We start from the raw sequence: 25,126 nt of genomic DNA on the forward strand, positions 1-25,126 counted from the left end.
TCCCATTGCGAAAACCCGGGTTCATGACGCTGAGTTATTCATTTTCAATTCTTTTGGGATTCTCTTACTTCTCCATTTTTTAAGAAAGAGTTACTTTCCAGGTGCGTTCGAATACTTCTCCGGCAGCCAGACGATTAATCCCCTCCTTCGTTTCTAAATTCTGATCGTGTGTAACGCTATCGGCAATACCGCACCAAGGTTCGATACAAACAAAAGGGGCCTTCGGAGCGGCCCAAATGCCGAGGTAAGGAAAGTCCTCAAAATCAAATTTCAACTGATAAGGAACCTGATCTGATTTCAGGGTTACCGAAGTAGATTTCAGATGCTTAAACACCAAAGCATCTTCCGCAAAAAGCTCATGAGATAAAGCAATGCGGTTACTATTTTCTACGACAGGTTCGGGGGTTACGTCAATCAGGCCCCCTTCGGCCAGCGGCCAACGATGGAAGTCTTCCGTTTCATTAAACTCCAGGTAATAATCCGTGTATTGCGTTTCGTCGGTGAAAGGAACGCGGAACGCCGGGTGTCCACCCACGGAGAAAAATAAATCCTTTGAATCGTGATTGGTTACCTTGTACTGAACGGATAATTCATTCTGACGTAACGTATAGATCACCCGCAGCCGAAATTCAAAGGGATAAACCGCCATCGTTTCGGCATTACTCTTCAATAAAAACGTCAGGTCAGATTCACCTTCGGCTTCCAGTTCAAACTCCATATCCCGGGCAAAACCGTGTCTGCTCAGCTTGTACGAGTTCCCTTCGTAGTGATACTCGTTGTTTTTCAAAGCTCCTACGATTGGAAATAAAATGGGGGAATGTTTGGCCCAGAAAGCGGGATCTCCGCTCCAGAGGTATTCCAGATGCGTTTCTTTATGATAAAGGCTTACCAATTCCGCCCCTTTCTGGCGGATGGCTACTTTGAGATAATCATTTTCGAGGAAATAAGTCATAGGTCTATTGAAATTGTATTTGATGTAATAAACACAGTACAGCCAAAGTTGATCGGAATCTTTGAAAAAAGAAAGACAGCTTTAGAAGGGATTAATGATTCGTAATTTGAAACCGTTACCCTAGGCTATGTCCACGTTATTCATACGGATCCACCTTTGGGGTTTTATTTCTTCTTTAAAATCATTCTCTGCCCTAACTAAATTAACCCCAAACCCTCAACGCTAAACTTCAAATTCCAAGCTCAAAACCCCAAACACTACCCTTAATCGTCTGGTAGTCTGACTAATTAAATCCGCCCCGGAACTAAAAAAACGAAAACAAGCTTGTCTTTTTTACGAAAAGAGAGTACTTTTGCAGTCCGTTTTTCAAGACGAACATTTTTTATTTTTTTACATCATGCCAACTATTTCACAACTAGTACGTAAGGGTCGTGAGCGTGTGACTTGGAAATCAAAGTCTCCAGCTCTTGACGCTTGCCCTCAAAAACGTGGTGTGTGTACTCGTGTATACACAACTACACCGAAGAAGCCTAACTCTGCTCTTCGTAAAGTAGCTCGTGTGCGTTTGTCACATGGTAAAGAAGTTAACGCCTATATCCCCGGAGAAGGCCACAACTTACAGGAACACTCTATCGTACTGATCCGTGGTGGTCGTGTGAAAGATCTTCCTGGGGTTCGCTACCACATCATCCGTGGTGCTCTGGATACTGCAGGTGTTAAAGGTCGTATGCAAGCTCGTTCTAAATACGGTGCGAAACGTCCTAAACCCGGTCAGGCTCCCGCAGCTCCTGCAAAAGGTAAGAAGAAGTAATCTTTTTCTGATCCATCGTCGTCAGTTCGAAAGACTGAGGGCTTAACACATCCGAGAATGCAGTAAGCCACTGTTACGGGCAGAAGCGACGCGTTCTCATCAACATTCAAACGTAACTTAGTCATGCGTAAGGCAAAACCAAAAAAACGGTACGTATTACCAGATCCTAAATTCAAGGAGACGCTCGTAACGAAATTTGTAAACAACCTCATGTACGAGGGCAAAAAGTCTACTGCTTATAACATCTTCTACGGTGCTCTGGAATTAGTAGAGAACCGCACCAAAGAAAATGGTCTGGAGACTTTCAAAAAGGCGTTGAACAACGTTATGCCTACGGTAGAAGTAAAGAGCCGCCGTGTAGGTGGTGCTACCTTCCAGGTTCCAACTGAAGTTCGTCCCGAGCGTAAACAGTCAGTAGGCATGAAATGGCTGATTAAATATGCTCGTGGTCGTAACGAGAAGACCATGGTAGAGCGTCTGGCTAGCGAAATCGTAGCAGCTGCTAAAGGCGAAGGTGCTGCGGTGAAGAAGAAAGACGATACGCACCGGATGGCTGAAGCTAACAAAGCTTTCTCTCACTTCCGCGTATAGTTCTGAGGAATATATTCTCAAGAAAAGAGTTGCAGACTTTCGGGTTTGCAACTCTTTTTTCGTTTGAATAGGTTTGGAGTCATTGCAAAAGCAATGATTCCAAACCTATTCAGCCTGTCATTCAGAGCGAAGCGAAGGACCTTATTTAGCATTCGTGAATGTTCCTCAAATGAAAGCATCTACTCCCGCAGTCGCTCGGCAGAGCCGAGCGACTGCTGAGCTTTTAGAATTCTCTCACCTCAAACCTTCTCTAACCACTTCAAACAAAAAAAAGCCACCCAAGTGGGCAGCTTCTTTTCAACTAAACTGGAAATTAAATTATCTCTTTCTTCCTGAAGCGATCATCGAGCAACGGAAACCGATGGTAGCCGTTGACGAATCCTGATCTAGGTAACGACGAGTTCCGGGAGCCAACCAGTAGGCAATATCTGCCCAGGAGCCACCTTTATACACCCGCGTACGGTTGTCCAACAGGGAGTTGTTATCTTTTTTACCGTAGTTTTTCTCATCATCCAGGTAACCATCCCGACGAACAGGGTTCAAATCGCTGAACGTCTGGAAGGTGGTGGGGCGGTATACATCCCATACCCACTCATTTACATTTCCAGCCATGTTATACAGACCAAAATCGTTAGGAGGATATGAATACACTTCATCCGTGATGATGGCACCGTCGTTCGTTTTACCGGCAATACCCGCATAATCCCCGCGACCCCGTTTGTAGTTAGCTAACATCGTGCCTTTTTTCTTACCTGAGCTTTTACGCATCGAAGAACCATCCCAGGGATAAATCCGCTGATTCGACTGGTTTTCATCCAGGTATTGCGTACCGATCAAAGCTTTCGCTGCGTATTCCCATTCAGCCTCTGTTGGCAGACGGTAATTCGGCAGGACGAAGCCCGTTTCAATGGCAGCACGGCCTCCGGTATATTGTTGGCTAGAAGCTTCTGCTGTCGCCTCTTCCCCTTTCTTGCCTTTTTTCTTACCGCCGCTGGTTGCTTTACGAGCCAGATCATTGTTTACGGCTCCTGTACGCCAGGCTGAGTAATCCTGTGCCTGTACCCAGGAAACACCCACAACCGGATACATGCGGAAACCAGGGTAACGCAGATATTGATCTACGTAGGTATCGTTGAAGGCCATTTCGCCCGCCCATACGGTGGTATCGGGTAAAGCCGCTTCGTAAAACTCCTGAGTCGAGTCTTTCTGAATGGCGTGCAGATATTCGAGGTAGTGAACGTTAGCAATTTCGGTTTCATCCATAAAGAAGGATTGTACCGTTACTGTACGCTCTACGTTATCGTGAACACCCGCTACGTCTTCTTCCAGCGAACCCATCACAAAACGACCGCCTTCGACGTACACCAGGTTAGGACCCGTTGGCTGCCCTTTAAAGCTTTTAGGCGTTGAAAAACCTTCTTTCGTGTTATACGCAATGCCTGTTGCCGTACTATTCTTCCCGATATGGGCACTATCAGGCGTTTTGTTCTTTTTGCAAGCCGTTGTCAGTAGCACCATCGCCCCCAACAAATAATAAACTGACGCAATTCTCATCATTGCTATGTATATGGTTTGGAATATCGCTTTGGTTTCTGTTTTAAGTGAACGTCCAATTCTGCTTTAGAGATGGACGTTCACTTAAAATCGCTTACAAAATCGTACAAAAATAGAAGATTGGCTGGAATTACTTGATAACCGTTCAGTCATTCCTATTACCTAATCTTTGAAAATCGGTTTAAATACTCAAATCGGCCCTTCGTTAGGCTTTCATTTTTTCGGGTGAGGCGACCATGTGGCCCAATAACTCATCGAGGTCTTTTACCTGCCGGATATTTTCGGCCTGTAGTAATAACTTCCCTTTGACATCCCGCAGAGCAACGCGTTTGGGTTGAGCCTTCACAAAATCAAGTACTCGGCCAAATCTTTCGGATTGGAAGTAAGCTTCATGCTCACCTGAAACGAAAGTTCCTTTCAATGTATTTTGTTTAAGCGTTAATTTTTCAAAACCAATTTGTTCTGCTTTCCAACGAACCTTCACCAAACCAATCAAATCACGAACTTCTTCTGGAGCCGGACCAAATCGATCCGTTACTTCGGCCTGAAATTTCTGTAACTCGGCTTCCTCTTTCAGATTATCCAGACGGTTATACAAACTGAGCCGTTCGGATATGTTAGATACGTAATTTTCAGGAATCAGGACGGGCAAATCCGTTTCAATCTGACATTCCACCCGCAGATTTTTAGCGGCTTTGGCTAATTCGTCCGCAAAGAGGTCTTTAAACTTCGTTTCCTTCAACTCCTGGACGGCTTCGTCGAGGATTTTATGATAGGTTTCAAAGCCTAAATCGTTTATGAAGCCACTTTGTTCAGCTCCAAGCAAATTTCCTGCTCCACGAATGTCCAAATCCCGCATGGCTACCTTGAATCCATCGCCCAATTCCGTGAATTCTTCCAGAGCCTGAAGGCGTTTACGGGAATCACTGGTTAATAACGAAAGAGCAGGGGTCAGCAGGTAACAATACGCCTTTTTATTGGATCGGCCAACCCTTCCCCGCATCTGGTGAAGATCGCTCAAGCCAAATAAATGGGCCTGATTAATCAGAATCGTATTGGCATTCGGGATGTCCAGTCCGGCTTCGATGATATTCGTTGAAATCAGAACGTCATATTCTCCTTCAATAAATTTCATCATTACCTTTTCCAGACGATCGCCATCCATCTGGCCGTGGGCAATACCAATTTTAGCGTCTGGCACCAATTTCAGAATCATATTACCCAGCGTTTCCAGATCACCAATCCGGTTATGGACAAAGAAAACCTGCCCGCCGCGTTTCAGTTCAAGCATGACGGCATCCCGGATTTTTAGTTCGTCGAATACCATTAATTGCGTCGTAACGGGCTGACGATTCGGCGGTGGCGTAGCAATAACGGACAAGTCACGGGCTCCCATTAACGAGAAGTGAAGCGTTCGGGGAATAGGCGTCGCCGTGAGGGTTAATACGTCCACATTGAGTTTAAATTCCTTCAACCGATCTTTGACCTTCACGCCAAACTTCTGTTCCTCATCAACGATGAGCAGACCCAGATCTTTAAACTTCACGTCCTTTCCTACAATCCGGTGCGTTCCGATGAGAATACTCGTTTCGCCAGACTGCACCCGCTTCAGCGTTTCCTTAATCTGCTGCGTGGTTTTGAATCGGTTAATGTATTCGACTTTCACCGGAAAACGCTCAAAACGGTCACGAAAGGTACGGTAATGCTGCATGGCTAATACCGTGGTTGGCACCAGCACCGCCACCTGCTTATTATCCGCAGCGGCTTTGAAAGCGGCTCGCATCGCTACTTCCGTCTTACCAAACCCAACATCCCCACAAACCAGACGATCCATAGGGTGCGGTTTTTCCATATCTTCTTTTACCGCCGCCGTTGAAGAAGCCTGGTCGGGGGTATCTTCGTAAAGGAACGACGACTCCATCTCGACTTGTAAGAAACTATCCCGCGAATAGGCATAACCCGGAGCAAATTTCCGCTTGGCGTACAGCTCGATCAGCTCCGCCGCGATGTCTTTGACCTGCCGCTTGACCTTCGCCTTTTTGTTTTCCCACTCCGGTGACCCTAACTTACTCAACGAGGGTTGAGTGCCCTCCTTACCCGTATACTTAGCGATTTTGTGCAAACTCTGCACGTTCACTACAACGGTATCATTATCCCTGAAAACCAGGCGAATTCCTTCCTGTTTGTGATCACCTACATCAATCTTCACGAGTCCAGCGAAACGGCCAATGCCGTGGTCAATGTGAGTAACAAAATCGCCCGGAGCCAGTGTTTTGAGTTCGCGAAGCGTAAGGGCTTTGGACTTACTGTACTTATCCCGAACGCGATACCGATAAAACCGATCAAAAATTTGGTGATCGGTGAAACAGGCGATTTTCAGGGTATCATCAATATACCCTTCCCGCAGGGAAACATTCACGGCCTGAAAACGAACCGAGTCATTGGATTCTCCTACGATCGTATTTAATCGTTCCAGTTGCTTCTGGGTTTCAGCAACAATAATGTTCGTATACCCCCGGTATTGTTGTTCATGAAGGGTTTCAATCAGTCGATTGAAATCTTTATTGAAGCTGGGCTGGGGTTTCGAAGCATAATTAACGCGAAGGTCTGCTGGTGATTCGGTTGCCCCATCGGCGGCTTTGAAATAAAACCGTTTCCCAAATTCTACGCTCGGATATTCCTTGATATGATTGAGGAAACTGCGACGGGTTTCAAACAACTGGGAAGGTTCATGAATCACCTTGATACCGCCGCTCCGCTCTACAATTTCGTTGAAGCTTTTCTCAACATTCTCAAAACAGATTCCGATCAGTTCGAGGGTTAATTCCACGTCCTTAAACCAGAGTCGGGTTTCTTTGCCAAAAAAGCTGAAAAACGATTCCCGGGTCTCCTGAATAAGCTTGGTCTGAACGTCGGGAACGATATTAATCTGGGAAACGGATTCTTTGGAAAGCTGCGTATCGGGATCAAACGTTCGGATGGATTCTACCTCATCACCGAAAAGGTCAATCCGGTAGGGGAATTCGTTAGCGTAGCTATATACGTCAATAATTCCCCCCCGCAGGGCAAACTGACCCGCTTCGTACACAAAATCGGTTCCCTCAAAATCCTGGCTAATTAAAAATTCAGTCAGGAATTCAGTATCAATTTTTTCGCCCACCGAAACCGTAAATGTATTCTTCACGAGTGACTTCCGGTTGATAACCTTTTCACTCAGAGCTTCTGGATAGGTAACGATTAATAACGGATGTCCCTTTTCATTCAACCGGTTCAGAACTTCGGCCCGCATCAATACGTTCGCATTATCAATCTCTTCGTATTCGTAGGGCTTTTTATAAGACATTGGAAAAAACAGGACGTGGTCTTCGCCCAGCAAATTCTGAAGGTCATTATAGAAATAGGCCGCTTCTTCTTTATCCGACAAAACCAGCAAAGAAGACGCCGGCTGATGCTGATAGAGGGATGCCACCAGAACCGAATCCAGACTTCCGGCTAATCCTTTGATCTGAAGATGGTAATCATTAGGCTGTTTACTTTGAATTCGTTCGCTAATGAGACGGATAAACGGATCATTGCGATACAGCGTTAACAAATCTTTAACTAGCATCGAGTTTATTTTAAAAATTCGCTTTTTGCTACCGGGTTTTCACACAACTTTGTCTGGAAATGGACCCCCGGTTCCTGCGTTTATGAATCGTATGCATGGGTTTTCAAACGCAATAGAACGCAGTAAACCCCGCCGTAAGCCGAATTTCTCGGTACCGACAGGGAGACTATTAGAAAACTCTGAGACCCGGAGCAAAGTTCAGATTTTTATCAAATTAGCCCTACTGAATGGACGTATTTCTAGCCTACATAAAAACCAACTGGCTTGAACTGGCCGGCTTAATTACCGGCGTCATTTGTGTCTGGTATAATACCCGTCAAAATGTATGGGGATTTTTCTGGGGCATCATCAGCGTCGTGATTTACGCAGTCATTTTCTGGGAAGCCCGGCTCTATGGTGACATGGGTTTACAGATCGTTTTTGCCATCCTGAGCGTTTATGGACTTTACCAGTGGCTATACGGCGGAGAGGGCCATACGGAACTCCAGGTTCGCACCTTGCCTCGAAATCTCATCGGCTGGCTGGTGCTAATTACGCTGAGCGGCACGGCCTTTCTGAACTGGCTACTAAGTCGGTTTACCGATGCCAGTCTGCCCCTGGTCGACTCGTTTACCACTACCATCAGTTTGATTGCCCAGTGGATGCTGGGACGAAAATTTCTGGAAAACTGGTGGTTATGGTTGTTCGTAGACGGCATCTACGTCTTCGTTTACGCGTATAAAAGTTTATACTGGACGGTTCTTTTATACGCCATTTATCTGGCTCTTTGCCTAGTTGGTTATAAAGACTGGAAGAAAGATATGAGATAGTGGTTTTAAGATACTTGTAATACTTATAAACTTTCTTACCTTTTCACACTTTCAAACGGTTCCCAGCAAAAACCCTGAAGCTATTTATTTTAGCTGATCCGAATTGTTGGGTTAATTAATTATTAGTCAATTTTTTACGTTAAATCCCGGAGGTTATTTTATCTGGTTTTTCATTACCGTTTACTAAATAATCCCTTAATTTTTTAAACTATTGGCACGAATTCTTGCTATAGACTATGGAACCAAACGCGTAGGGCTCGCCGTGACGGATCCTCTGCAACTCATTGCGACGGCTCTGGATACCGTGCATTCAACGCAGGTCATCCCTTTTCTGAAAGACTACTGCCAGCGGGAAGCGGTAGAAGCTTTCGTAGTAGGAATGCCCACTAATCTGGATGGTTCGGACACTTCCAATACGCCACATGTGCGGGGATTTTTACGAATTCTGAAGAAAACCTTTCCGGAAATCCCAGTGCATGAACACGATGAGCGATTTACTTCCGTCATGGCTATGCAGTCTTTAATTGCGATGGGAACTACTAAGAAAGATCGTCGGGATAAAGGCGTTATTGATCGCGTTTCGGCTACTATCATTTTACAGTCTTTTTTAGCTAGTCGTCCGTAGTTCATTAATAGCCTTTTAATAAATAAAAATGAGCCAGAGTATGGTGTATCAAAAAAAATCCTACTCTTTTGGCATAAAACTTTAAGATTATTTTAGACGAATAATTCCCTTGAAAAATACCATTCTATATTTGGTAGCTCAAAGTAGTTTAGGCACAAAGAACTTTCAATTCACATTGTTTACATTAATACTCGGCTATGGCTTTCGAAGTTGAACCCATTAAGCCCAAGATACGACCTCGCCTACTGATTGAAATAGCCTGGGAAGTATGCAATCAGGTTGGGGGTATTTATACAGTAATCCGCTCCAAGGTTCCGGCAATGGTCGAAAAATGGGGCGATGATTATTTTTTACTTGGGCCTTACTTCCCGGAAAAAGCCTTGGCTGAGTTCGAACCCATATCGGATCTCGACGATTCAGCGTTGGGTAAAACCGTACGAAAAATGCGGGAAATGGGCTTCGATGTGCAGTATGGTTACTGGCTCGTCACCGGAAAGCCCCGCATTGTGCTTTTTAATTTTTACACGCTGTTTAATCAGCTGGATCAGTTAAAGTACGACCTCTGGGAAAAGCATCAGCTTTCTACGCTTAACGCGGAAGATTTGGTTAATCAGGTCATTGCTTTTGGAGAATGCACCCGTATTTTCCTCAATGAGCTATCCCGTGATCATAGTGGTCGATATGACATAACCGCCCATTTTCACGAATGGATGGCCGCTACGGCCCTTCCCTATATTGCTCATGAATCTCCGAAATTAGCGACGGTTTTCACCACGCATGCTACCATGCTGGGACGCTACATGGCTCCCAACGTTCCTAATTTCTACGAGTTATTACCGACGTTCAACTGGCGGGAACAAGCTCAGCATTTTGGCATTGCAACGCAGGCAACGATTGAATACCTGGCGGCTCAGAACTGTCACGTTATGACGACGGTTTCGGACGTTACGGCTAAGGAATGCGAGTTTTTGCTAGGTCGTAAATGCGATCTAACTTTACCTAACGGCCTGAATGTTACCCGATTCACAGCGACGCATGAGTTCCAGAACCTGCACGTTCAGTATAAGGCAAAAATCCATCAATTTGTGATGGGTCACTTCTTCCAGAACTATTCCTTCGATCTGGATCGCACCTTATATTTCTTTACTTCAGGCCGATTTGAGTATAATAACAAGGGCTACGACTTAACACTCGAAGCCCTGAGCCGACTGAATGCCAAATTGCAGGCAACCAATTCGGACATGACGGTGGTGATGTTCATCGTCACTAAAAATCCGGTGTATTCGATGGATGCCGATGTGTTGCAAACGCGGGCCGTAATGGCCGAAATCCGGCAGACCTGCGAAGCGATTGAGCGACAGATTGGTGAACAGTTATTCATGGCTTCAGCCACGAGTAATGAGCTAAAGATGCCCGATCTGAATCAGTTTGTGGATGAATACTGGCAGTTGCGGTTACGCCGAACTATTCAGTCGTGGAAGACCCATCAGTTACCTAAAACGGTAACGCATTACCTGAAACAGGAAGATGCTATCGTTGATTTCCTTCGGAAATCGAACATGCAGAACCACGAAAGTGACCGCGTGAAGATCGTCTATCACCCTGATTTCATTGCCTCAACCAACCCCCTATTTGGGATGGATTACAGCCATTTCGTGCGGGGTTGTCACCTGGGAATTTTCCCAAGTTATTACGAGCCTTGGGGTTATACACCACTGGAATGCGTCGTGCGGGGCGTTCCTACCATTACCAGTGATTTATCCGGTTTTGGGGATTATATGAACCAAATCATGGCCGATCCGGAAAACTGGGGTGTTTATGTGCTAAACCGCAGCCATCAGGATTTTCATCAGGCCGCAGAAACGCTTTCCGAGTTACTGTTCAAATTTGTACGTACCTCCCGCCGCGACCGGATCATGCAGCGAAACCGTACCGAAAGCATTTCCGAAGTATTTGACTGGAAAAACCTCAGAAGCTATTACGATACCGCTCACGACCTGGCTCTGAAACGCCGGAAACATGGGTAACAAAAAATCCCGACCTTGACGGTCGGGATTTTTTTATGCCAGAACTGTATTACTTCTTCGGTTGCTTGTCCGGCATGGGGGTACCATTGACCAAAGTCGTAGTCGAAACGATGCTGCGATGGCCTGCGGGCGTTACCACAATCGTTTTCAAATCAACCCGGCGATTCTGTGGAATCGTTAATGAAATGGGCTTTGAATAGGGATACGTTGCTTCACTGGGCATATACCCGTCAATCGTGTAGTAAATTTTGGCCCCTTCTACGGGAGCTTTCAGGTTAATCGTAAACTGACTTCCCCGAAGCGTATCCTCTTTCGGCATTCCAATCGCATCCGGTACCCGGAAGTATAAATTCCGTTTTTCCAGCTTGCGTAAATAGACGGGTAAGCGTTGTTCTGAAAACTCCGTGAAATCCTTACGATTTAAGGGAGACCAGGCTACTTCGGCCAGAGCCATTGCTCGGGGGAAATACATGTACTGAGCTTTACCCGCCGTTGGAATATATTCTGTCCATAAATTAGCTTGAACGCCTTTGATGTGCTTCTGCTGCTCAGCCGTCAGCTCTTTTGGCGTTGGGTTATAAGAATATACTTTTTCCAGCGGTAAAAATCCGCCAATGGCCAGTGGCTCCTGTTTGCGATCTTTGCTTTGGTAATGATCGATGTACACATACCCATTGGGTGACATGATTACGTCGTGATTTTCCTTCGCTGCCGCAATTCCACCTTCTTCACCCCGCCAGCTCATCACCGTTGCGTTGGGGGCCAACCCTCCTTCCAGAATTTCGTCCCAGCCAATGATGTTACGACCTTTTGAGTTTAGGAATTTTTCGATCCGGCGAATAAAATAACTCTGTAAGCCGTGCTCATCTTTCAGGTTTTCTTTCTTGATCAGATTCTGACAAAACTCCGATTCCTTCCAGCGATCCTTCGGACATTCATCTCCACCAATGTGAATGTAGGGCGAAGGGAAGATGTCCATTACTTCTGTTAAAACATTTTCCAGAAACTGGAAGGTTTCTTCTTTCGGGCAGAACACGTCTTTATGCACCCCCCAGGTCGTCTGAACTTTGAACGGGCCGGGCGTGCAGCCTAATTCGGGATAAGCCGCCAAAGCCGCCGTGGCGTGACCGGGCAACTCAATCTCAGGAATGACGGTAATGTGTCGTTCTGCCGCATATTTTACCACCTCACGGGCTTCATCCTGCGTGTAAAAACCGCCGTATTTAATCCCATCAAATTGCTGAGGCATGCGGTCTCCGTAAGCTCCAATGAGGGTTTCATCCCGGTAAGCTCCGACCTGAGTTAGCTTCGGGTATTTTTTGATTTCTAATCTCCAGCCCTGGTCTTCTGTTAAATGCCAGTGAAAACGGTTGAATTTCAGCATTGCCATTTCATCAATCATCTGCTTGATAAACGAAAGCGGCATGTAATGGCGACCCACATCCATCATTAATCCCCGGTACCCGAAACGCGGATGATCTTCGATGGTAACAGATGCTATTTCGGGTTTAGCATCGCCCGTAATCAATTGCATTACCGACTGTAATCCGTAAAACAAGCCCGCATCTTTACCCGAAATCTGTACACTCTGTGGGGTAGCTTTTAGCTCATAGCCTTCAGCGGGTAAACCCGTCTTTTCAATAAAGGCTATATAATTTGAAGCGGGAGCTTTACTGACGATTTTCAATTCAGCACCCGTCCGTTTCTTCAGGTATTGATTAAGCAAACCCGCCAGACGTTTTGCTTCGGGCGTAGAAGCTACCACCTGCGTTTGATTCGTAAACTGAAACTTACCCGACCCCTGCTGCAGAGAAACGGGCTGGGGAATAATGGACTGACCAAAAGAGGTTAGGCTGGCCGCCGCCAAAAAGGCTGAAAGAATAAAACGTTTCATGAAAAAGAGGTTTCTTTCCCTGCTCGGCAGGGCTTTTGACCATCAAGATAAGTGATGAATAAGTCGAGGTTGATGAAGTATTTTTAGGTTAACCCTGAGCAAACGATTGTACTAAGCAGAACAAACGGTTGCACAATTTTTACCTTATTTGTAATAGCTCTCCGCCATAAAGACTTTTCCACCATCATCGGCTTTGGTGACGGCATAGCTGAAGCCTTTGTTCACGGAGTAAGCTCCTACCTCACCCTGAAGGTTAATGGCAATAAAACCTACCTGGAAATCTTTGGCCTTTTTAGGATTAATCTTCACCAAACGCTCCACGGCTTTCTTGCAGGCCTCCATCGGCGTTGCTCCATTTCGCATGAACTCCACCACAAGGTGAGTACCTCCCAGTCGGATTACTTCTTCACCCTGCCCGGACGAGGTCGCCGCACCGACTTCACCATCCACATATAAGCCCGCACCAATAATGGGTGAATCACCAATGCGACCCCGCATTTTGAAGGCCATACCGCTGGTCGTGCAAGAGCCAGAAAGACGGCCTTTGGCATCCATGGCAACGGTTCCCATTGTATCATGGTTGAACGAACCATCTTCAAACTGATTCGGAGCAAAAGGGCCTCCGGCAGCACGCTTGGGAGTTTTCCCCTGTTGCTGCTCAATATTCATCAGCGGCTTATACTCCGATTTCTTCAGCCATTCTTTGTACGATTTCTCTGCATCAGCCGAGAGTTTATCTTCTTCAAGTTTAAAGCCATTTGCTACGGCAAATTGCTGGGCTCCCTCTCCAATCAGCATGACGTGTGGCGTCGTTTCCATCACTTTACGAGCAACTGAGATGGGATGAAGAATTCGCTCCAGACCCGCTACTGATCCGCAATCGTACTTTTCATTCATGATGCAGGCATCCAGCGTGACATGCCCCTCGCGGTCGGGATTGCCGCCCAGCCCCACACAACAACTGATTTCTTTTTCGATGGATTTAGCCGACTCTTCTACGGCATCCAGAGCATACCCACCGGGTTTAAGCACTTTCCAGGCCACTGCATTAACCGCTAATCCGCTGTCCCAGGTTGAAACGACGATGGGTTTAACGGCAGCCGCTTTAGGCAAGGCAAATAAAGAACGTACTGGACTTAAGGATACGGCTAAAGTAGACCAGCGAAGAAAGGAACGACGCGTTGTCATGTGGTGTAGAGAAGTGATAGAGTGTACAGTGAAATGTTATAAAATTCTGTAAATCAGCCAAAAACAAAATCTTTAAACAATCTATAGCGTAAATTTTATAGATTCGTTTTATGGAAATTGATGGATGCCGATGGTTACCGTGTGAAATTTTAATGTGAAGATGAAGAATACTTTTCTGACATTTCCTATAAAATCGACCACATTGTAAATAATTTGTTAATATTTTTATAAAACAAGTGTTTATTTACAATAAATTTTTAAAAAGTAGTCTATTACTATCGTCCCACTGGTTTCCAACAAAATTATTTGAAATCTATCGCTCTAAATCATTACTGTGATGTATGTGTCTCCACCCGATGAAGAAATTGAATCCAAAAAAAGTGTAGTTGATTACAAGAAAAGCGTTTCCCGCCGGGGCGTTTTGGCTGAATTGTATCAATCGGAAGTTTCTACACTGGCTCAGCTAGCCAAAAGCCTGCACAGCAGCGTTCCTTCCATTACCAATATTGTTGAAGAACTGGTAAACGAAAAGTGGGTTAGCACTTTCGGCACTGCCGTAGGAAATCACGGTCGCCGCCCGGTTTTGTTCGGACTTAATGTTCAGGATAAATACGTCGTTGCCCTAGACATCAGCACGCATGATACCAAAGTGGTCATCATGAATCTTCAGCGGGAAGTTATCTTTAGAAAAGACATCAAATTAGGTCTGGAAGATAACCCTCGTTTTGCCAAAGCGTTGTTGGAATTCACCCGCCAAGCCCTCGAAGAATCACAGGTCGAAGCCTCTCATTTTGTAGCCATTGGCATTTCCATGCCCGGTCTGATTCAGTTTCAGACGGGCACGAACATGACTTATCGGCGAATTAATCAGGAAGAAAAACCGCTCAGTACCCTGATCTCTGAAGAGTTTAATCTGCCTGTTTTCGTAATTAATGATACCAAAGCCACCGTTTTGGGCGAACACCGATTCGGGCTGGCTCGCGGCAAAAAACACGTACTGGCCATTAACATCGACTGGGGCGTTGGCTTAGGTATTATTCTGAACGGTGAAATTTTCCAGGGAGCTTCCGGGTTTGCGGGCGAGCTAGGTCACATTCAGATGGATCCCGATGGCGAGTTATGCCACTGCGGTAAAGTAGGTTGCCTCGATACCATTACTTCGGCCCGTTCGCTCATTCGCCGGGTGCAACGCGGACTGAACGAAGGACGAGTTTCGAAGCTTTCCGCATATATGGATCATATCGAAGACATTGATATCGAGATGATTATTGAAGCCGCTCTGGAAGGAGATGCTTTTGCCATCGATATTCTTTTTGATGTGGGCACGGTATTAGGCAAAGGCCTTTCCATGGCTGTTCACTTATTCAATCCCGAGATTGTGATTGTAGACGGAATTGTGGTAAAAGCCGATCAGTTTATTACTAATCCGATTGGTCAGGCGATCAATAAATATTGCCTGAGCGATTTCAGAAATGATTTAAGTATTGAAATTTCCCAGCTTGGCGAAAGGGCCAAATGGATTGGCATTCACATCTACGTGATGGATCAGTTACTGGCTACAATATAACCCTTTATCCCCCCGCCGTTCGGATTTTCTCAGGAGAATTCGGACGGTATTTTTCTCTTTCTTCCAGATGAAACGTTTGATTACCACTCTTTTGCTGGCCGCTACCACTCCCTTACTAGCCCAGCAACATTCCGAGCAAAGCTTCGGTTACGTCGCTCCCAAGGATCCCGCCGTTCAGCAAAAACTAAAGCAATGGCAGGGAATTAAGTTTGGCTTACTGATGCACTGGGGTACCTATAGCCAATGGGGCATTGTGGAATCCTGGTCATTATGCCCGGAAGACGAAGGATGGTGCGAACGTAAAGGACCCTATTCTAAAGACTGGTACGAGTATAAAAAAGCTTACGAAGCCATTCCTCAGCAGTTTAACCCCGTTAAATTTAACCCTGATCGCTGGGCAACGGCGGCTAAAAATGCCGGGATGAAATACGTGGTGTTCACCACCAAGCATCACGACGGATTCTGTATGTTTGATACTAAACAGACGGATTACAAGATTACTAACACGCCTTTCGGCACGAATCCTAAAGCGAACGTAGCGAAGGAAGTTTTTAAATCTTTCCGCGATCAGGGATTTATGGTAGGGGCGTATTTCTCCAAACCCGACTGGCATACGGATGATTACTGGTGGAGTTACTTTCCTCCGAAAGATCGCAATTCCAGTTACGCCCCTAAAAAGTATCCTGAAAAGTGGAATAAATTCAAGCAATTCACGTACAATCAGATCGAAGAGTTAATGTCTGATTACGGGAAAATGGACATTCTCTGGCTGGATGGCGGTTGGGTAAGACCCTTTAGCACGATTGATTCGACCGTTAGCTGGCAGAAAACCATTCCGTTCGATCAGGACATTGACATGGCCAATATTGCAAAAATGGCTCGCAGTCATCAACCCGGATTGTTAGTGGTGGATCGGACGGTAACGGGCGAATATGAGAATTACGTTACCCCTGAGCAATCCATTCCTGACAAGGCTCTTCCTTTCCCCTGGGAGAGTTGCATGACCATGGGCGATTCCTGGAGTTACATTCCAAAAGAAAATTTCAAATCCACTCGCAAGCTGATTCATACACTGGTAGACATCGTCTCGAAAGGTGGTAACCTCTTGCTGAACGTAGCCCCCGGACCCGACGGCGAATGGCACGAAGAAGCCTATCAGCGGCTTGAAGAGATTGGGAAATGGATGAACGTAAACGGCGAAGCGATCTACGAAACTACAGCCGTGTCTCCGTATCAGTCTGGCAAGTGGGCGTATACGCAGAAGGGCTCAACGATGTATGCATTGTACCGGGCAGAAGAAGGCGAGAAATTACCCGCTTCACTGGAGATTCCCGTGCTGGAAAAAGGGCAATCCGTTCAGTTACTGGGTTCTAAAGAATCTCTGAAATCGAAAGACAAAACCGTAACGCTGTCAGACTCTTTCCGTAAGAAAGTAAAAGAAAGCCCGGTGTATGTCTTTAAGTTAATGAAAAAGTAATACTTCGGGCGTAAACGTTTTCCGGGTGGATACGTTATAAAAAGGGTATAGAATGTTCTGCATTTTATACCCTTTTTTTATGAACAAAACTCTGACCCAGTGATCCTATTGTTCCGTTTGTTTTTGCTTCGAATAGTAGTAGGTATACCATTCCTTTTTCTCTTTTCAGGTTGTTTCGAACACCGACGTTACTCCCGGCGGGAAATTCGTAAAGATTTGATTGAGAAAGGCATTCCGGTAAAAATCGTGTATTACGATACGCTGGGACGGACCATTCGCTACCTGAAAATCGGCTCGGATACCTTACCCCGGAAGATGGTATTGATGCACGGTTCGCCCAGTTCACTGGAAGGCTTACGTTCGTATCTGAACGACCCCGATTTACAGAAAAGTACGCAGCTCATTGCTCCCGACCGACCAGGGTATGGGGAATCGGATTATGGCTGGGGAGAGAAGTTCATTGGGCAACAATCGGCGGTATTAACTAAAATGCTCTGGCAAATTCAGGACAAACGTCCGACGTTACTGTTCGGAACTTCGTACGGAGCGACAGTAGCGGCCCGCGTGGCAATGGATCATCCCGATTACTTTGATCGCTTATTACTCGTTTGTGGTTCGTACAAACCCGGAGCCGAACGCATTTATCCGATCTCTAAACTTGTTCCCATTTTCTCCGCCTGGATTCCCGGATTTATTCACGTAGCCGACGACGAAAAGCAGAATCATTACCCGCATTTAGTAAGCATGGTTTCCCTCTGGAAAAAGATTCACATTCCAGTTACGATGGTGCATGGGTTGGAAGATCGGTTGTTATATCCTGAGAATCCCATTTGGGCAGCCCGGCAGTTGACGCAGTCGCCACAGGTGGAAGTGATTTACCTGGCGAACCAGCGACACGGCATTATGTGGACCGCTCGTCCCCGCATTAAATCGCTAATGATTCGGGAACTGGATCGGTTGACAAACCCTGACCCGATGGTTATGTCTCATGAATAATCCCGCTGAATACTTGGATTACTTGACCCCTAAAATTCGTTAGTAAGGTATTTATGTGGTCTGGACGGCCCCAGATGTAATTCAATAGAATTTATTTTCTGTTCGAAATCATAACCCCATATTATAACCCCATCGAGGTTATTAAAAGTAACTACCTCCTCCGAGTTTTTTCACAAAAATTCCAGCCTTTCATTTTTCCTGCTATAGTTTTGTACCCATGAATTCAACGTTACGGAAACTCAGTGTGTACTTGCTGACATCGCTTCTGATGTTACGCACGCTCGTAGTCCCCGTTATTTTGGTTGACTTCGAGTTAAGGAGGGATTACATCGCTCACTACCTCTGCGAAAACCGTTCTCATCCCGAGTTACATTGTGATGGCAAGTGTTACCTGGCTAAAAAGTTAAAAGCCACTCAGGAGCACCAAGAACGAGAAGCAGGCTCCCGTCTCGTGCAGCAATTGCTGGAACTTCCGGCATCGATTGCTTCGCTGGAAATCCGTTTTGAGCCCGCCGTTTTTGCTGAGTTACGTTCCGACCTTCCCCCTTATCAGCTCCCGGCCTATTCTTCCTTCCTGTCGGCCTGTTTCCGTCCTCCCCAAGCATAAGCTTTCGTTACTGCTCTGACTTTGAATGAAAAACGTTCGTTTTTCCTGATTTGCTGCGTCTCGAAGGTTCGTTCACCTCTTTATTTTCTTGACTATGAGAAAAGTATTCCTGCTTTTCCTCATTCTGTCGGCTTGTTCCAAAGGGACTTCGCCTTCAGAACCTATGCCCCTGTTTTCAGTACCTAAAAACTTTCCGGCACCCGTTTATCCGATTGACCAGAAACCGCTGTCGGAAGCAGGCGTCGCTTTAGGGAAACAGCTTTTCTACGACGGTATTCTCTCGCGGGACAGCACCATTGCCTGTGGCGAATGTCACCGGCAGTATTACGCCTTCACCCACCACTTGCATGAGTTAAGTCACGGCATTGATAACCGGATTGGCCTGCGGAATTCGCTGGCTCTTCAGAATCTGGCCTGGCAAAAGCATTACATGTGGGACGGAGCCGTCGAAGATCTGAATAAACAGGCCATCGTACCCATTACGCATCCCGATGAAATGGATGATACCATGGAAAACGTAGTCAATAAACTAAAACGGACGAAGGGTTACCCACCGTTATTCAAGCAGGCTTACGGAACGGAAGACATTACGGCTGAAAAAATGCTGGATGCCCTCACCCAGTTCATGTTAACCTTCGTTTCAGCTAACTCCCGGTATGATAAGTACATTCGCAAGGAAGGCGAAACGTTGACGGCAACCGAACTTGAGGGCCTGAAGCTCTTCGAAAGTAAAGGCTGCAAAAGTTGCCACGCGGGAGAACTATTCACCGACGGTAGCTTCCGAAATAACGGCTTACCCAAATACGAACGAACCAAAATTGTGTACGTCAACGGCAAACCGACCCTTCAAATGGTGGTCGACGAGGGCCGGTATGCCGTCACGAAGCAGGAAAGCGACCGCTTCAAATTCAAGGTTCCCAGTTTGCGAAACATCGCCGAAAGCTTACCCTACACGCACGATGGTCGCTTTATAAATCTGGACGAAATGCTCGAACATTATTCGTCCGGGGTACAGGATACACCTACTCTTGATCCTTTACTCAAGCAAAATGGCAAACTGGGCATTCCATTAACCGCCGATGAAAAGCAGAAAATCATCGCTTTTCTACGTACCCTTAGTGATCCTGAATTTTTGAAAAATCAGCGTTTTGCCGAACCTCCGGGCTTTCCGGTTCGGTGAGACTTTATCTCATATTCACATGAAATTCCATTCTTTTCTCTTCATCACTTTTGCTTTTCTTATTTCCGTGCTAAGCTCTTGCACGAAAGAAAATCCATCGCCTGTTACCGCGGGTGATACCAACGACGTAATTCTGGAATTTGATAACCGCGTCGGGGCTCAGAAGCTAGTATTGGGCGAAACTACGTATCAGACCGGCACGGGGGAATCGTTTACAGTCAGTACCTTCAATTACTTCATTAGTAACGTTTCTTTGAAAAAAACGGACGGTTCAAGCATCAAATTCCCCAATCAATATTTCCTGATTCGTCAGGTCGATAATAAAACCTGGGAACCTGTGTTGAAGAACGTTCCGGCGGGAGATTACCAGGAGGTTACCTTCACCATTGGTGTAGACAGTGCGAAGAGTGTTTCACCCGTAGCTGAACGTACGGGCGTGCTGGACGAAGGGTCATACGGTGAGGACGGTATGTACTGGGGCTGGAATTCAGGCTACATTTTTCTGAAACTGGAAGGTACTTCACCCACAGCTCCCGCGAACGGTGCGGGTATCCGTCGCTTTCAGTTCCACGTAGGTGGTTTTGGCGGCATGACTGGTGCCACCGTCAATAATCTTCGTACGGTTACCCTTCCCTTCCCGCAGAATCAGTTAGCTACGGTGCGGAAGAACATTGCTCCAACGATACACGTCATTACCAATCTTCAAAAGCTTTTCTCGGGCAAGACTACGGTTAAAATTGCCGATACCCCAGCCATTCACATGCCCGCTGCCGCCGTGCCGCTGGCGAACAATTATGTGAATATGTTCACGGTTGATCATACGCATAATGATTAGAATGGGGCTTCTTTCCGTAAGCTTACTTCTGGTGTGGGGCTGTTCTTCGCCGAACGAATCTAACCCGGAAGTAAGCTTTACGGTTCCGGCTAATTTCCCGGAACCCGTGTACCCGTTTGAACGTAATCCAATGACTACCGCTGGCGTAGAACTTGGGAAAGCCCTATTCAATGAACCTTTGCTTTCGCGGGATAATACCTTCGCCTGTGCCGAATGCCATTCGCAGCCGTATGGGTTTACGCACCACGGCCATGATGTAAGTCACGGCATTAATAATCTGATGGGTACGCGAAACTCCTTACCCCTTCAGAATCTGGCCTGGGAATCTAGTTTCTTCTGGGATGGTGGTGTTTTCGATCTGGATTTAGTACCGATTGCTCCGATTACGAACGAAGTAGAGTTGGGCGAAAACACGAAAATGTACTGGATAAGTTACGAGCAACGAAGAAGTATCCTTTGCTGTTTAAGAAAGCGTTTGGTTCCGAAGAAATCACAACCGAGCGTTTCCTCAAGGCTTTTTCCCAGTTCATGCTTACGCTGGTTTCGGCCAATTCCCGATACGATAAATTCATCCGCAAGGAAGGCGAAAACCTGACGGCTGACGAGCAGGCGGGGCTGAAGTTATTCGAACAAAAATGTTCTTCCTGCCACCAAGGAGCCTTATTCACCGACCATAGTTTTCGTAATAATGGCCTGTTCATTCAGGGGGTAAAAGACGTGGGTCGAGCCCGGGTAACTGAACTTGAAAAAGATAAGTATACCTTCCGGGTACCTAGTTTGCGAAACGTGGCAGTGACCGGTCCTTACATGCACGATGGTCGTTTTTATACGCTTGAAGCCGTGTTGGATCATTATGCAGAAGGCGTTCAGGATACCCAAAATTTGGACCCGCTTTTACGCCAGAATAATACCCGGGGTATTGCTCTTACTTCGCAGAAACGCCAGCAGATCGTGGCTTTCCTGAAAACGTTAACCGACGAAGAATTTCTCAAAAATAAACGCTTTGCCGCTGAGTAAATGAAACGACTCTTATTTCTTCTGCTCTTTTCCATAAGCCTTCCGGGCCGGGCCTGCGACATTTGCGGCTGTGGCGTGGGGAATGCTTATTATGGCATCATGCCTCAATCGTACCGCAATTTCATTGGCGTTCGCTATCGCTATCGTACTTACGATTCACACCTGAATTCACAATTGCTTCGCACCAAAGAAACCTTTCAGACGACGGAGTTATGGGGACGGTTCTATCCAACCCAACGAATTCAGATGCTGGCTTTTGTACCTTATAATTTCAACTTTCAGCAGGATGCAGCTACTTCCGCCCGGCTGAACGGATTGGGTGACGTTACGATTCTAGCTAATTACAATGTACTAAATACCAACATGGATACGCTGGATCGGGCTTTCAATCATACCTTACTGCTGGGTGGAGGCGTAAAGCTGGCAACGGGTCGCTCTAACTTTGTGGACGATGGATCGCTCGGAGCGAATGCCAATTTTCAGTTGGGTACGGGGAGTACGGATTTTCTGATGAATGCCATTTATACCTTACGCTATCAATCCTGGGGCTGGAACTCGGATGTCAGTTACCGCATCTCTACTACCAATTCTGATCATTATCGCTTCGGTAATCGTCTCAGTAGTTCCACTTCGGTCTTTTATGTAACCAGTGCCGGAAAGAATCTGACGCTGATGCCTAATGCAGGACTCACCGCAGAATACTCCGCAAAGGATTTAAAAAACGGCGTTCGCAACGCCCAGACGGGTGGTTATGCTACGTTAGCCACGGCGGGTGTGGAAGCTTATTGGGGAAGGTTTGTGGCGGGAGTTAACGTTCAGCAACCCCTAGCTCAGGAGCTAGCCAATGGTGATAGCAAGGCCAAACAACGCCTTCAGGTGCATCTAACGGTTTTGTTATAGAGGAAAACCAAAAAGGGTTCTGGATGTAACCAATCCAGAACCCTTTTGATCTATATAGAAACCTATTTTTATGAAACTTCGGAGATTTTATAGGTCTGATCGGCAAATTTGACGGTATCACCAGCCTTCTTACCTTCCAATACTTCGTAAATAGGAGCGGAAGTAGAAATACCCGTGTATTCTACGCCGTCTACTTCGAAATTGCGACTGATCGCAATGTAAAAATTTCGTTGATCGGTTAACACCACAGCTCCAACTTGTACGGTATCGTGCTGTTCTTCGGTACCGAACTGATCCAGCGTTACCAGATCACGACGTATGGTGTCGGCATGGCCTTCCAGATCCCGACGATCATTCATCAACATTTCGCTATTAGACTCATAAGATTCGCTCATGGCTTCATCCTGATCGTCCATAACGCTTGAACGAATCGTCTCCATCTGGCCTACCAAATCATTCAGGGCAGCCTCCGTTGCAGCCCGCAGTGCCGCATATATTGCTTCTTTTCTTGAACTACTCATATACTTTGTAATTAAGGTTGAGTGTAGGAACTAATGCTAAAAATTCGGGCCAGCTTCGAATCAATTTTCCCCTGATAACCCTGAAGAGGTCTAATATGAATAGCTCGAAAGGGGGTTGTCTTTTCATTCCCCCAGATGAAATTCGAGACTATCCAGCCTGGGACTATCCAGTCTGGGACTATCCAGTCTGGGACTATCCATGTTTGACCCTGCTGGGGTCTTTTCAAGGAGAGTTAAGATTATTCCATTGGATCATATGACGAAGGAAGAGGATATCATAATCTAGAAAGAAAAAAGGGTTACCCTCTTCCGAAGGCAACCCTTTTTTCTTTTATGAAGTGTAATTAGGCTTGTTTTACAAATTGCACGTTAGCAATCAGACGAACTTCATCGCTTACGACGGCACCGCCCGCTTCGGTAACGGCACTCCATGTTAATCCGAAATCTTTACGGTTGATTTTTCCTTTCAACTCGAAACCTGCTTTCGTTTGTCCGTAAGGATCAACAACTGTTCCGCCGTATTCTACCTCAAGAGCAACGGGCTTGGTCACGCCACGTAGCGTCAGATCGCCGTTCAGCACGAAAGAATCTTCGTCTTTTTTAGTAATGCCTGTGGAGACGAATTTCAGCGTTGGGTATTGATCAGCCGCAAAGAATTCTTCGCTTTTCAGGTGGCCATCCCGAGCTTCGTTATTCGTCGAGATCGAATCAATTTTCGCTTCGAAGGAAACTTGAGCGTCTGAAAAATCATCACTCGCCGTTGCTTCGCCGCTAAATTCATTGAACTGGCCCGTTACCGTTGTGATAACGAGGTGCTTTACTTTGAATTGTACTTCTGAGTGAGTGGGGTCGATGACCCATTTGGCTGGAGTTGACATAGCTTTGTGAATGTTTGATGATACAAATGTATGTATATACATATATTTTATCATTGTCTAAACCACGGAATTCCTTGTCAGAATTACGGATTGAGACCAGAAAGCTTCTCAACAAAAGTATTCCAGCGGGTTAACTTTACTTATTACGGATGGTTTTTCGGTATTCTGTGAAGGTTTGACCCGTATTAGCTTTAAAGTATTTAGAGAAATGAGCTTCATCTTCAAAGCCTAAATCAAAGGCAATTTCTTTCGCTGAAGTCGTTCCGAAAAAGGCTTTTCGCTTCGCTTCCAGAACCACACGCTGCTTGATATGCTCGGAAGCGGGCTGCCCGGTTACTTTCTTCACCGAATCATTTAAATGACTGGGCGTGATGTGCAGTAACTCGGCGTAATCGGAAACTTTGGTCTTGCGGGTAAAATCGCGTTCTACCAACTCCTGAAACTGACGAGCCAGACATACCGTTTTTGAAGTTTCCGCCACCATGAGTAATTGATGGTCGAACGTTCGGGAGGCTTGAACCAGAAAAAGTTGTAACCAGGCTCGCAACATATGCTCCCGCAGGGGCCGCTTCGCCTCGTATTCGCCCTGGATCGATTGCAGGGAAGGCTCCAGTAAATCCAGTTGCTCGGGCGGAATGAAGTAGGGTTTGAACTCCAGCAGGTTATGAAAAAGTCCGGTATTGATGAGCAACTCGCGGTTAGCTTCCGAAACACAAAAGAAATCAGGCGTAAAGCTGACGACCCAACCTTCATGCGGACCATTCATTTGCAACTGATGAGCCTGACCGGGCGATAGAAACCACCAGCTTCCGGGTTTAACCTCATAGGTCTGAAAATCGACAATATGCGTTCCCGTGCCCTCGGTTACGCCAATGATCACGTAATAATCATGGCGGTGCGGACTTTCGGTATGTACATGCCGTTCATGATCAATCCATGACATGGCATGAATTTCAAACGAAACAGCATCATGTGAAGACAGGTGAAGTGTTTCCAAGAGAGTTTAGAGTTTTGTGTTTGGAGTTGAGGGTTATGTATCGACAACTCTTATGATTCTGATTCTAATACTATCTTCCAAAATTGGTCAAAA

The 25,126-nt window shown here is 46.1% G+C and carries 21 protein-coding genes and 1 pseudogene; 14 read left to right on the plus strand and 8 right to left on the minus strand.

The features are described 5' to 3' along the window. Nucleotides 1-79: 79 nt before the first annotated feature. Nucleotides 80-952, minus strand: a complete 873-nt coding sequence (locus BWI96_RS14245) for an aldose 1-epimerase family protein (RefSeq protein WP_106637288.1) — start codon at nucleotides 950-952, stop codon at nucleotides 80-82. A gap of 397 nt (nucleotides 953-1,349) precedes the next feature. Between BWI96_RS14245 and rpsL the strand changes: the two genes are divergently transcribed. Both rpsL and rpsG read left to right on the plus strand, forming a co-directional pair. Beyond that, nucleotides 1,350-1,763 (plus strand): 30S ribosomal protein S12, encoded by a 414-nt coding sequence (rpsL, locus tag BWI96_RS14240; protein WP_106637308.1) that lies wholly within the window; start codon nucleotides 1,350-1,352, stop codon nucleotides 1,761-1,763. Nucleotides 1,764-1,886: 123 nt separating this feature from the next. Further along, nucleotides 1,887-2,354 carry a 30S ribosomal protein S7 gene (gene rpsG, locus BWI96_RS14235; protein ID WP_106637287.1) on the plus strand — a complete coding sequence of 156 codons (468 nt, stop codon included), beginning with the start codon at nucleotides 1,887-1,889 and terminating at the stop codon, nucleotides 2,352-2,354. A gap of 318 nt (nucleotides 2,355-2,672) precedes the next feature. On the opposite strand, the gene gldJ is transcribed toward rpsG, so the two are convergent. Together gldJ and mfd are read right to left on the minus strand one after the other, a co-directional pair. Continuing rightward, entirely contained in the window at nucleotides 2,673-3,911 is a 1,239-nt protein-coding gene (gldJ, locus tag BWI96_RS14230) for a gliding motility lipoprotein GldJ (protein ID WP_106637286.1), read from the minus strand. A 202-nt stretch (nucleotides 3,912-4,113) separates the two neighbouring features. Continuing rightward, the gene (gene mfd, locus BWI96_RS14225) at nucleotides 4,114-7,515 is read right to left on the minus strand and encodes a transcription-repair coupling factor (protein ID WP_106637285.1); all 3,402 of its coding nucleotides are present in this window, start codon (nucleotides 7,513-7,515) and stop codon (nucleotides 4,114-4,116) included. Nucleotides 7,516-7,742: 227 nt separating this feature from the next. Between mfd and pnuC the strand changes: the two genes are divergently transcribed. The 3 genes from pnuC (at nucleotide 7,743) to BWI96_RS14210 (ending at nucleotide 10,976) form a co-directional block, all read left to right on the plus strand. Beyond that, entirely contained in the window at nucleotides 7,743-8,324 is a 582-nt protein-coding gene (pnuC, locus tag BWI96_RS14220) for a nicotinamide riboside transporter PnuC (RefSeq protein WP_106637284.1), read from the plus strand. A gap of 211 nt (nucleotides 8,325-8,535) precedes the next feature. Next, nucleotides 8,536-8,949 carry a Holliday junction resolvase RuvX gene (ruvX, locus tag BWI96_RS14215; protein ID WP_106637283.1) on the plus strand — a complete coding sequence of 138 codons (414 nt, stop codon included), beginning with the start codon at nucleotides 8,536-8,538 and terminating at the stop codon, nucleotides 8,947-8,949. Nucleotides 8,950-9,146: 197 nt separating this feature from the next. Beyond that, nucleotides 9,147-10,976 carry a glycogen/starch synthase gene (locus BWI96_RS14210; RefSeq protein WP_106637282.1) on the plus strand — a complete coding sequence of 610 codons (1,830 nt, stop codon included), beginning with the start codon at nucleotides 9,147-9,149 and terminating at the stop codon, nucleotides 10,974-10,976. 49 nt (nucleotides 10,977-11,025) lie between these two features. Here BWI96_RS14210 and BWI96_RS14205 read toward each other — a convergent pair whose 3' ends face one another. After that, nucleotides 11,026-12,870 (minus strand): beta-N-acetylhexosaminidase, encoded by a 1,845-nt coding sequence (locus tag BWI96_RS14205; protein WP_106637281.1) that lies wholly within the window; start codon nucleotides 12,868-12,870, stop codon nucleotides 11,026-11,028. Between the two features lie 144 nt (nucleotides 12,871-13,014). Continuing rightward, nucleotides 13,015-14,058: a N(4)-(beta-N-acetylglucosaminyl)-L-asparaginase gene (locus tag BWI96_RS14200; RefSeq protein WP_106637280.1), complete on the minus strand. Its 1,044-nt coding sequence runs from the start codon at nucleotides 14,056-14,058 to the stop codon at nucleotides 13,015-13,017. A gap of 337 nt (nucleotides 14,059-14,395) precedes the next feature. Here BWI96_RS14200 and BWI96_RS14195 point away from each other — a divergent pair, with 337 nt between their 5' ends. The 9 genes and pseudogenes from BWI96_RS14195 (at nucleotide 14,396) to BWI96_RS14160 (ending at nucleotide 22,637) form a co-directional block, all read left to right on the plus strand. Continuing rightward, a complete protein-coding gene (locus BWI96_RS14195) occupies nucleotides 14,396-15,625 on the plus strand; it encodes an ROK family transcriptional regulator (protein ID WP_106637279.1) in 1,230 nt (409 codons plus the stop codon). 67 nt (nucleotides 15,626-15,692) lie between these two features. Continuing rightward, nucleotides 15,693-17,102 carry an alpha-L-fucosidase gene (locus tag BWI96_RS14190; RefSeq protein WP_106637278.1) on the plus strand — a complete coding sequence of 470 codons (1,410 nt, stop codon included), beginning with the start codon at nucleotides 15,693-15,695 and terminating at the stop codon, nucleotides 17,100-17,102. A gap of 99 nt (nucleotides 17,103-17,201) precedes the next feature. After that, the gene (locus BWI96_RS14185; RefSeq protein ID WP_232793735.1) at nucleotides 17,202-18,098 is read left to right on the plus strand and encodes an alpha/beta fold hydrolase; all 897 of its coding nucleotides are present in this window, start codon (nucleotides 17,202-17,204) and stop codon (nucleotides 18,096-18,098) included. A 217-nt stretch (nucleotides 18,099-18,315) separates the two neighbouring features. Continuing rightward, a complete protein-coding gene (locus BWI96_RS14180) occupies nucleotides 18,316-18,705 on the plus strand; it encodes a hypothetical protein (protein WP_157830373.1) in 390 nt (129 codons plus the stop codon). A 94-nt stretch (nucleotides 18,706-18,799) separates the two neighbouring features. After that, a complete protein-coding gene (locus BWI96_RS14175) occupies nucleotides 18,800-19,885 on the plus strand; it encodes a cytochrome-c peroxidase (RefSeq protein ID WP_106637275.1) in 1,086 nt (361 codons plus the stop codon). Between the two features lie 19 nt (nucleotides 19,886-19,904). Beyond that, complete coding sequence (locus BWI96_RS14170; protein WP_106637274.1) at nucleotides 19,905-20,720, plus strand: MbnP family protein; 816 nt, start codon at nucleotides 19,905-19,907, stop codon at nucleotides 20,718-20,720. 130 nt (nucleotides 20,721-20,850) lie between these two features. Next, nucleotides 20,851-21,242: pseudogene (locus BWI96_RS23375) on the plus strand (cytochrome-c peroxidase); the annotation flags it as partial. 6 nt (nucleotides 21,243-21,248) lie between these two features. Further along, on the plus strand, nucleotides 21,249-21,737 hold the full coding sequence (locus BWI96_RS22445) for a cytochrome-c peroxidase (protein WP_232793740.1): 489 nt from the start codon (nucleotides 21,249-21,251) through the stop codon (nucleotides 21,735-21,737). Next, nucleotides 21,738-22,637, plus strand: coding sequence for a hypothetical protein (locus BWI96_RS14160; RefSeq protein WP_106637273.1), 900 nt, complete (start codon nucleotides 21,738-21,740; stop codon nucleotides 22,635-22,637). A gap of 68 nt (nucleotides 22,638-22,705) precedes the next feature. Here BWI96_RS14160 and BWI96_RS14155 read toward each other — a convergent pair whose 3' ends face one another. From BWI96_RS14155 to BWI96_RS14145, 3 genes are all read right to left on the minus strand, one after another. Next, on the minus strand, nucleotides 22,706-23,158 hold the full coding sequence (locus BWI96_RS14155; protein ID WP_106637272.1) for a hypothetical protein: 453 nt from the start codon (nucleotides 23,156-23,158) through the stop codon (nucleotides 22,706-22,708). A gap of 344 nt (nucleotides 23,159-23,502) precedes the next feature. Further along, nucleotides 23,503-24,036 carry a YceI family protein gene (locus BWI96_RS14150; protein WP_106637271.1) on the minus strand — a complete coding sequence of 178 codons (534 nt, stop codon included), beginning with the start codon at nucleotides 24,034-24,036 and terminating at the stop codon, nucleotides 23,503-23,505. Between the two features lie 136 nt (nucleotides 24,037-24,172). Further along, a complete protein-coding gene (locus tag BWI96_RS14145; protein WP_106637270.1) occupies nucleotides 24,173-25,033 on the minus strand; it encodes an AraC family transcriptional regulator in 861 nt (286 codons plus the stop codon). Nucleotides 25,034-25,126: the final 93 nt, after the last annotated feature.

It is taken from the genome of Siphonobacter sp. SORGH_AS_0500 (genome assembly GCF_002838835.1).
In the GTDB taxonomy this organism is placed as follows: domain Bacteria; phylum Bacteroidota; class Bacteroidia; order Cytophagales; family Spirosomataceae; genus Siphonobacter.